The sequence below is a fragment of the Mesorhizobium sp. M7A.F.Ca.CA.002.15.2.1 genome, from assembly GCF_003998715.1.
In the GTDB taxonomy this organism is placed as follows: domain Bacteria; phylum Pseudomonadota; class Alphaproteobacteria; order Rhizobiales; family Rhizobiaceae; genus Mesorhizobium; species Mesorhizobium ciceri.
In genome coordinates this window covers 1-6152 of record NZ_RZPI01000315.1, presented here as the reverse complement: position 1 = coordinate 6152, position 6152 = coordinate 1, and the positions used below count along the sequence as shown (strand labels likewise).

The following is a 6152-nucleotide window of genomic DNA, read 5'->3' as shown; positions in this document are numbered from 1 at the left end:
GTGCACGTCGGCGTCGGACAGGACGACGCCATTGGTGACCGCCTTGTCCTTGACCTTCTTTTCGATCGTCTTCTCGACGATGCCCCAATTGCCGTCGAGCGCCGACACCAGTTCGCCATTGGCCTGCAGCGGCCAGGAGGGCTTGGCCCAGGAGGCGCCCTTGGCGTTCCTGCGCACATCGCCGGAATCGTCTTTCAGCCCGGCGAAGAACTCCTGCCATTCGGGATTGACCGAGGCTGGATCGTCCTCATAGGCGGCATAAAGCGCGTCGATGTAATCGGCATTGCCGCCATAGAGGAAAGAGGTGAGAGAAAATTGGTCGTTGGCCTGATCTTGTCTTGCCATTTTTGTCCGCGGAGCCCGGCTCCGTCTCCTGTTTTTGGAGGGGAGTAGGGGAATAAGGGAATAGGGGAGCAGGGCTTTTTGCCGCTGCTATTTTCCCTACTGCCCTACTCCCTTACTCCCCTACTCCCTTACCCTTTGATCGCTTCGACCAAGGTCGTGCCCAGCCTTGCCGGCGACGGCGAAACTTTTATCCCGGCCGATTCCATCGCCGCGATCTTGTCTTCGGCGCCGCCCTTGCCGCCGGAGATGACCGCGCCGGCGTGGCCCATGGTGCGGCCGGCCGGCGCCGTGCGCCCGGCGATGAAGCCGGCCATCGGCTTCTTGCGGCCACGCTTGGCTTCGTCCTTGAGGAACTGCGCGGCGTCTTCCTCGGCCGAACCGCCGATCTCGCCGATCATGATGATCGACTTGGTCTCCTCGTCGGCGAGGAACATCTCGAGCATGTCGATGAACTCGGTGCCTTTGACGGGGTCGCCGCCAATGCCGACGGCGGTGGTCTGGCCGAGGCCGACATTGGTGGTCTGGAACACTGCCTCATAAGTAAGCGTTCCCGACCGCGAAACAACGCCGACCGAGCCCTTGCGGAAGATGTTTCCGGGCATGATGCCGATCTTGCATTCGTTGGGCGTCAGCACGCCCGGGCAGTTCGGGCCGATCAGCCGCGAGGTCGAACGGTCGAGCCTGGCCTTGACCCTGATCATGTCCATCACCGGTATGCCTTCGGTGATGCAGATGATCAGCGGGATCTCGGCCTCGATCGCTTCGAGGATGGCTTCGGCGGCGCCTGCCGGCGGCACATAGACGACGGACGCATTGGCACCGGTCTTTTCCTTGCCCTCGGCGACGGTGGCGAAGATCGGCAGGCTTTCGCCCTTCGCGCCGGTCCACGTCTCGCCACCCTTCTTGGGATGGATGCCGCCGACCATTTTCGTGCCGTGATAGGCCAGCGCCTGTTCGGTGTGGAACGTGCCGGTCTTGCCGGTCAGGCCCTGCACCAGCACCTTGGTGTTCTTGTCGACGAGGATGGACATGGGAGCCCTTTTCTAAAAACCGTTGATCGAGGAAAACATGGTCAGAGCCGCTTCAAGTCGGCGACGGTGAGGTCGCTCTTGGCGTTGCCGGTGTTGAGCGTCGTTGCCGGCTCGAACATCAGCACCACGGGCTCAACGGTGAGCGAGCGCGGCCGGTGTTCGACGCCGCGCGGCACGACGATGAAATCGCCCTCGCCGAGTTCGACCGGGCCGTCGCGGAAATCGATGGCAATACGCCCACGCAGCACGAGGAAGGCTTCGTCCTCATTGTCATGCGCGTGCCAATCGAAGACCTCGCCGAACTTGGCGACCTTCGCCTGGCTGTCGTTGACGTCGCCGGCGATATGCGGATCGAAGACCTTCTTGATCTTTTGATCCGCAGCCTCGACCAGGTTTATCTTATGCGGAGGCACCAGATCAGCCCTTCACCGCCGCCACGATCTTCTTGGCTGCATCGTCGAGATCGTCGGCCGACACCACGTTCAGGCCGCTGTCGTTGATGATCTTCTTGCCCAGCTCGGCATTGGTGCCTTCCAGGCGCACCACCAGCGGCACTTCCAGGCCGACTTCCTTGACCGCGGCAATGACGCCCTCGGCAATGATGTCGCACTTCATGATGCCGCCGAAGATGTTGATCAGGATGCCCTTGACCGCCGGATCCCTGGTGATGATCTTGAACGCCGCCGTCACTTTTTCCTTGGACGCACCGCCGCCGACATCGAGGAAGTTGGCGGGTTCGGCGCCATAGAGCTTGATGATGTCCATCGTCGCCATGGCAAGGCCGGCGCCGTTGACCATGCAGCCGATATTGCCGTCGAGCGCGACATAGGCGAGGTCGTATTTCGACGCCTCGATTTCCTTCTCGTCCTCTTCGGTGGTGTCGCGCAGTTCGAGCACGTCGGGGTGACGGAACAGCGCGTTGTTGTCGAACGACACTTTTGCGTCGAGCACGCGCAGCCGGCCGTTCTTCATGACGATCAGCGGATTGACCTCGAGCAGGCTCATGTCCTTCTCGACGAAGGCCTTGTAGAGGATCGGGAACAGCGTATCGCCGTCCTTGGCCGCATCGCCGTCGAGCTTGAGCGCGCCGTTGAGCGCCTTCAGGTCGGCTGAAGTGACACCTTTTTCCGGGTCGATGGCGACGGTGATGATCTTTTCCGGCGTGTCATGCGCGACCGCCTCGATGTCCATGCCGCCCTCGGTCGAGACGACGAAGGCAATGCGGCCGACCGAACGGTCGACCAGGATCGACAGATAGAGCTCGCGTTCGATGTCGGCGCCGTCTTCGATATAGAGGCGGTTGACCTGCTTGCCGGCCGGGCCGGTCTGCTTGGTCACCAGAGTGTTGCCCAGCATCTCGTTGGCGTTGGCGACGACATCGGCCACCGATTTCGCCAGCCGCACGCCGCCCTTGGCGTCCGGGCCGAGCTCGGTGAATTTGCCCTTGCCGCGGCCGCCGGCATGGATCTGGCTCTTCACCACATAGAGCGGGCCCGGCAGCGCCTTGGCGGCGGCTTCCGCTTCGCTCGCCTTGAACACCGGCACGCCTTCGGCCACCGGCGCGCCGAACGACTTCAGCAGTGCCTTGCCCTGATACTCATGGATGTTCATCTGTATGGTCTCCGGATCGACTGGGGGTTCACTTACTGGAGATTCATTTGGAGGCGAGTTGCGGCGCGATCTTGACGCAGGCCTCGGTCAGGCCCTGCACCGTCGCCACGGAGGAGTCGAACATCTTCTGCTCGCTCTTGTTGAGCTCGATCTCGATGATGCGCTCGACGCCGCCGGCGCCGATCACCACGGGAACGCCGACATAGGTATTCTTGACGCCATACTGGCCGGAGAGATACGCCGCACAGGGCAGCACGCGCTTCTTGTCCTTGAGATAGGCTTCGGCCATCGAGATCGCCGAAGCGGCCGGCGCGTAATAGGCCGAGCCGGTCTTGAGCAGGCCGACGATCTCGGCGCCGCCGTCGCGGGTGCGCTGCACGATCTGGTCGAGCTTCTCCTTCGAGGTCCAGCCCATCTTGATGAGGTCGGGCAGCGGAATGCCCGATACCGTCGAGTAGCGGATCATCGGCACCATGGAATCGCCGTGGCCGCCGAGCACGAAGGCGGTGACGTCCTCGACCGAGACCTTGAATTCCTCGGCCAGGAAATAGCGGAAGCGCGCGCTGTCGAGCACGCCGGCCATGCCGACGACGTGGCTGTTGGGCAGGCCTGAGAACTTCTGCAGCGCCCACACCATGGCGTCGAGCGGGTTTGTGATGCAGATGACGAAAGCCTTCGGCGCATACTTCTTCAGCCCGGCGCCGACCTGCTCCATGACCTTAAGGTTGATGCCCAGAAGGTCGTCGCGGCTCATGCCGGGCTTGCGCGGCACGCCGGCGGTGACGATACAGACGTCGGCGCCTTCGATGCCGGCATAGTCGTTGATGCCGGTGAGCCTGGAGTCGAAGCCATCGACAGGCGACGACTGCGCGATATCGAGCCCCTTGCCCTGCGGGATACCTTCGGCAATATCGAACAGCACCACGTCGCCGAGGTCCTTGAGGCCGATCATGTGAGCGAGCGTGCCGCCGATCATGCCAGAGCCGATAAGCGCTATCTTGTTGCGTGCCATGTGAGGATGTTTTCCCTTTGTCGGTGACGACGTCTCAAATCTCTGTGACTTGATGGCGGCGTCGAAGAAGAGGCCGGAATGCTGCGGGGAACCGCGAATTTTCGCCGCACCCAATAGCCCCGGCACGGAAAAAATTCAAACGATTATTTTGGCGTCAGTGTTTTCAATCGGTTAGATCATTTGGGATTTACGTAAACGTCAAAGTTTGTAAGCCGACTTGGGAGGAAATAACCGACGAAGATGGAAATCGTAAGGCTGAATGCGGGTAATGACGCCCTTGTGATGCGGGTGGCCGAGGAGGTTCGAGTTGTAGACGTTGGCATGCCAGAGAGGGGCAAAGGATCGCTACCGATGCATTCCCTGGAAATTCAGGCCTGCGCCTGCTGTGCCTCTGGCGCCGGCTTCCCTTTCTGCCGCTCCGCCCAATCCTCCAGCCAGTCGCGGCTTTGCATCTCGATCAGCCGCGATGCGGTGCGCTCGAACTCGAAGACCTCCACGCCGCGCTTGGCGGCATAAAGCGCTTGCGGCGGCGCTTCGGCGCTCACCACCAGCCGCACATGATGGTCGTAGAGCGTGTCGATCAGAAGGATGAAGCGTTTGGCCTCGTTGCGCTTGCCTTCGCCGAGCACCGGGACGTGGTCGATGAAAATGGTTGAGAAGCGTCCGGCGATCGCCAGGAAATCGCGCGCGCCAAGCGGCTTTTCGCAGAGATCGGCGAAGGAGAACCGCGCCGCATCGCCTGCCGCACGCGGCACGATCACCTGCCGCCCTTTGAGGGCAATCGATGTCTCGGCGGTCGGCGCGTTGCGCGTCATGGCTTGCCAGGCCTCGTCGAGTAGCTGGTCCGCCGCCGCATCGGCCGGCGTGACATAGACCGGTGTCCGGGCGAGCTTTTCCAGCCGGTAGTCCTTGTCGGCATCGAGCGCCAGCACCTGTGTGTGCCGCTCCAGTATGCCGATGAAGGGCAGGAAAAGCTGACGGTTCAGCCCGTCGCTGTAGAGGTTTTCCGGCGCCACATTCGAGGTGGCGACCAGCACCACACCGCTGGCAAACAGCGCCGAAAACAACCTGGACAGGATCATCGCGTCGGCGATGTCGGTGACCGAGAACTCGTCGAAGCACAGCACCCAGGCTTGCTCGGCAAGGGCCTTGGCCACCGGCGGGATCGGGTCGTCCTGCTTGACGTCGCCGTTCTTGCGCGCCTGCCGGTGCTTCTGGATACGGTCCTGCACGTCCGCCATGAAGTCGTTGAAGTGGACGCGGCGCTTGCGCCGCACCGGCAGCAACTCGAAGAACATATCCATCAGCATGGTCTTGCCGCGACCGACGCCGCCATGGATGTAAAGGCCTTTGACGGCCTCATGCGTCTCGCGCTTGCGGGCGAACAGCCAGCCCAGCGCGCTCGACTTATGCGCCAGCCGCTTGGCCGAAATCTCATCGGTCAGCAGGTCGAGCGCCGCAACGATCCGTTCCTGCGCCGGATCGCGGTCGATCGTACCGGTTTCCACCAGATGCTCGTAGCGCTGCCTGACGGTCGCATGGGTCTGGAGGCCGTCACGCAGATGCATCGGTCACGTCATTTGTTTATGCATGTCGCTGTCCCGAAATCGGGGTCACTTCTGCGCGACACGCATTCGGAGGACTAAAGCGGTCGTGTCTGAACGGATTCAGACGACCCGCTTTAGATCTTTGTTTTCCCAAAACCGCGGTCACTTTTGGGCGACATGCATTAGCCTACCTTGTAAGCGAAATCGGCTGGCCGTTGGAAGTCTGGCCGTCGAATTTCGAGCCGCCCGAGGAATAGAGCCGCGCCAGCGCACCGCCACTCTCGTCATAGAGCGTCAGCTGCTTGCCGGCGACGTTCCACGACTTGACGCCGTCCATCGGCGCCGGGCAATGCAGCGGCCCAGCGCGGAAGCCGGCGCCGAATTTGGTCTGCGGTGTCGCCACCTTGCAGCTCTGGCCCGCAACGCTGGCGTTCCAGACACCGGCGACGCTGGCGGCAGTCACGTCCGAAGCGCCGGCCGGCGCCGAACCATCCGAAGGCAGCGCGGCGACCTGCGTGTTCGCAGGAGCGGTCGGGAATTGAGACGGGTCGGTGGTGCCGGGCGATGCCGGCGGCGGCAGTTGGTTCGCCGTCACCTTGCCGGCGG

6 protein-coding genes and 1 pseudogene are annotated in these 6152 nt (G+C 62.5%); all 7 read right to left on the bottom strand.

Going from position 1 to position 6152, the window contains the following annotated elements; all coding sequences use genetic code 11:
- Nucleotides 1–345 (bottom strand): annotated as a pseudogene (gene sucA / locus ENZ74_RS18170) (2-oxoglutarate dehydrogenase E1 component); the annotation flags it as partial.
- Between the two features lie 128 nt (nucleotides 346–473).
- Nucleotides 474–1376: a succinate--CoA ligase subunit alpha gene (sucD, locus tag ENZ74_RS18165; RefSeq protein ID WP_013528849.1), complete on the bottom strand. Its 903-nt coding sequence runs from the start codon at nucleotides 1374–1376 to the stop codon at nucleotides 474–476.
- A 41-nt stretch (nucleotides 1377–1417) separates the two neighbouring features.
- A complete protein-coding gene (locus tag ENZ74_RS18160; RefSeq protein WP_013528848.1) occupies nucleotides 1418–1789 on the bottom strand; it encodes a cupin domain-containing protein in 372 nt (123 codons plus the stop codon).
- Nucleotides 1790–1793: 4 nt separating this feature from the next.
- On the bottom strand, nucleotides 1794–2987 hold the full coding sequence (sucC, locus tag ENZ74_RS18155) for an ADP-forming succinate--CoA ligase subunit beta (RefSeq protein ID WP_024504973.1): 1194 nt from the start codon (nucleotides 2985–2987) through the stop codon (nucleotides 1794–1796).
- 43 nt (nucleotides 2988–3030) lie between these two features.
- On the bottom strand, nucleotides 3031–3999 hold the full coding sequence (gene mdh / locus ENZ74_RS18150; protein WP_013528846.1) for a malate dehydrogenase: 969 nt from the start codon (nucleotides 3997–3999) through the stop codon (nucleotides 3031–3033).
- Nucleotides 4000–4367: 368 nt separating this feature from the next.
- On the bottom strand, nucleotides 4368–5567 hold the full coding sequence (gene zapE, locus ENZ74_RS18145) for a cell division protein ZapE (RefSeq protein WP_027163284.1): 1200 nt from the start codon (nucleotides 5565–5567) through the stop codon (nucleotides 4368–4370).
- A gap of 166 nt (nucleotides 5568–5733) precedes the next feature.
- Nucleotides 5734–6152, bottom strand: a 419-nt coding sequence (locus ENZ74_RS18140; protein WP_127312901.1) for a protease inhibitor Inh/omp19 family protein, incomplete at its 5' end; no start/stop codon positions are given.

Bases quoted from the DNA above. Each gene is read 5' to 3' on its own strand.
- zapE (WP_027163284.1), bottom strand. From the start codon at position 5,567: ATGCATCTGCGTGACGGCCTCCAGACCCATGCGACCGTCAGGCAGCGC.
- mdh (WP_013528846.1), bottom strand. From the start codon at position 3,999: ATGGCACGCAACAAGATAGCGCTTATCGGCTCTGGCATGATCGGCGGC.
- sucC (WP_024504973.1), bottom strand. From the start codon at position 2,987: ATGAACATCCATGAGTATCAGGGCAAGGCACTGCTGAAGTCGTTCGGC.
- sucD (WP_013528849.1), bottom strand. From the start codon at position 1,376: ATGTCCATCCTCGTCGACAAGAACACCAAGGTGCTGGTGCAGGGCCTG.